1 protein-coding gene is annotated in these 1,631 nt (G+C 53.8%); it reads right to left on the bottom strand.

The features are described 5' to 3' along the window. A partial coding sequence (locus tag IP510_RS13575; protein ID WP_265087606.1) for a Calx-beta domain-containing protein occupies positions 1-1,631 on the bottom strand: 1,631 nt, incomplete at both ends.

The following is a 1,631-nucleotide window of genomic DNA, read 5'->3' as shown; positions in this document are numbered from 1 at the left end:
GTGCCGCTACCTGTCCCGATGGTCAAGGTGGTGGTCTCAGCAAGCTCATCTAAGTCATCATTCAAGGCCGGATAGCTAACGGTAAAGCTCGTCACTCCTGCTGGGATGGTGATGGTGCCGGTGATGGCATCATAAACAATGCCGGGAACACTAAAGACAGGCGGTGTCGCGCTGTCATAATCGCTTCCTGCGACCGCACTGCCGTCTGTGATGGCAAACGGATAGCTGACCGCTACCTCAGTTGGGTTTGATAAGGTCACGGTGTGAACGAGATTGCTACCCTCATCAGCACTAGCAGCAGAGACGGTGACTGTCGGCTTGTCGCCATCGAGCTCATCATTCACATCATCTGGGTTGTTCGGGTTGTTGGTGTTGACACGCTGGTCTTCATCAAGGATGACGCCAGTCGCAGTGCTGGTACCAAGGGTGGCAGGTGTTGGGCTGCTTGTCGGTATGGCAATATCAAGAATCAGATTCTCTGAGCGCTCATACACAACGTCATCAATCACAGTGACCGTAATAGCAGGCGCACTTAGGCTGCCTGCCGGTATGTTGACCGTTGCGCCATCATCAAGGAAGGTTTGGATGTCAGACAGTTTGTCTAGCGTTACCACCACCCCATCAGCATTGGTGTAGCTGATGCTAGCAATGTCTGCCGCTTCAACGGTGTTGTTACCACCCAAGCTTACGGTAACGGTGGTGTCAAGGTTGCTCAGGTTAGTCTGAGTCACGCTAAAGATAAGGGTGTTGTCCACGCCTTCAATCGCTTGAGCGTCGGTTGCGCTAATGCTGACCACAGGCGCATCAATGGCGCCGCCATTCTCATCTAAGATCTTACCGGTTGCAGTTGAGGTACCAAGCGTGGCATTGACTGGGCCCGATAGGCTCATGCCAATCGTTTCTGATATCTCGTAGATGGCGTCTTGTGCTGGGGTGATGGTAAAGGTTGGCATGTTAGCAAGTTCAGTGCCCGCAGGGATAGAGACACTAACCCCAGCAGTCGCTTGTGCCACTGTCAGGGTTTGGGTTGTGCCATTGGCATTGGTGAGTACGATGCTAGCAATGTCCGCCGCTTCTGCTTCGGTCAAGTTCAAGGTAGCAATCACGCTGGTGGCACGGTCACTCAGACCGGTCTGGTCAATACTAAAGACGATGGCATCACCATCCCCTTCGGTGGCATCACCGCTGGCCGTAATGCTGATCACAGGCGGCAGATCGGTGTCGATGATGGTGCCTGTACCAACGCCAGTACCGATGGTCAAGGTGGTGGTCTCAGCAAGCTCATCTAAGTCATCGTTCAAGGCCGGATAGCTGACGGTAAAGCTGGTGACGCCCGCTGGGATGATGATGGTGCCAGTGATGGCATCATAAACAATGCCGGGGACACTAAAGACAGGCGGTGTTGCACTGTCATAGTCAGTCCCTGCGACCGCACTGCCGTCGGTGATGGCAAAAGGATAGCTGACCGGCACTTCGGTTGGGTTCGATAAGGTCACAGTATGAGTGAGGCTGTTGCCCTCATCCGCGCTAGCATCTGAGACGCTGACGACGGGTTTGTCGCCATCGAGCTCATCATTCACATCATCTGGGTTGTTCGGGTTGTTGGTGTTATTAACGCGCTGGTCTTCATC

This window comes from Psychrobacter sp. NG254 (assembly GCF_015277735.1).
In the GTDB taxonomy this organism is placed as follows: domain Bacteria; phylum Pseudomonadota; class Gammaproteobacteria; order Pseudomonadales; family Moraxellaceae; genus Psychrobacter.
Note: the sequence above shows the minus strand (reverse complement) of the source record. Positions and strands in the feature narration are given on the sequence as shown.